The sequence below is a fragment of the Pseudomonas sp. P5_A2_2 genome (assembly GCF_054177685.1).
Genome location: NZ_JBGCUL010001329.1, coordinates 1 through 1,050, shown reverse-complemented (window position 1 = coordinate 1,050; position 1,050 = coordinate 1). Strand labels below are relative to the sequence as shown.

The 1,050-nt window shown below is 61.6% G+C and carries 1 protein-coding gene; it reads left to right on the top strand.

Translation table 11 applies throughout. The annotated features are described in order from the left end of the window. Positions 1–1,050, top strand: a 1,050-nt coding sequence (locus ACXRVY_RS31185; RefSeq protein ID WP_458239231.1) for a methyl-accepting chemotaxis protein, incomplete at both ends; no start/stop codon positions are given.

The following is a 1,050-nucleotide window of genomic DNA, read 5'->3' as shown; positions in this document are numbered from 1 at the left end:
GGTTCAGTCGGTCAACCAGAACTTCCTTGGCGAAATGCACTACAAGAGCGGTGACCTGATCGGCCGACACATCGACGACTTCGTCCCGGATCACGTGAAGTTCGACGAATTCCAGCAGCGTTTCAAGAACGCGCTGACCCGTGGCGAGCACTTCGCCGGCGCAGTGCGCCTGTTGCGCGGCACGGGCCAGGAAGCCTGGTTGCGTTCGATCCTGCAACCGGTGCGCTCGGCCGATGGGCGGATCAAGCATTTTTCGATCTTCTCCAGCGACCTGACCCGCACCATCGAGGCCTCCCGCGAGCACGAGAACCTGATCGGTGCGCTGGTGCGTTCCACGGCGGTGATCGAGTTCGATCTCAATGGCAACGTGCTGACTGCCAATGACCGCTTCCTCAGCGGTATGGGGTACAGCCTGGCGCAGATCAAGGGCAAACATCACCGCACCTTCTGCCTGCCGGAGGAATACAACAGTGCCGAGTACCAGGACTTCTGGCGTCGCCTGAACGCGGGCGAATACGTGGCCGAGCGCTTCAAGCGTGTCGACAGCCACGGTCGTACGGTCTGGCTGGAGGCGTCCTACAACCCGGTGKCCGATGCCAACAACAAGCTCTATAAGGTGGTGAAGTTCGCCACGGTGATTACCGATCAGGTCAATCAGGAACAAGCCGTCGCCGAGGCTGCCAACATTGCCTACAGCACTTCGCAGCAAACTGACCAAAGCGCCCAGCGCGGTAACRCCGTGGTGACCCAGGCCGTGGACGTGATGCGTGACCTGGCCAAACACATGCAAACCGCTGGCGATGGCATCGAAGCCCTGAACGAGCAGTCGCTGGTGATCGGTACCATTGTCAAAACCATCAGCGGCATTGCCGAACAGACCAAYCTGCTGGCGCTCAACGCGGCCATCGAAGCRGCGCGWGCSGGCGAGCAGGGGCGGGGGTTCGCCGTGGTGGCGGATGAGGTTCGGCAACTGGCTTCGCGCACCAGCCAGGCCACCGACGAAATCGTCCTCGTGGTGCGGCARAACCAGGACATGGCGCGTAACGCTGT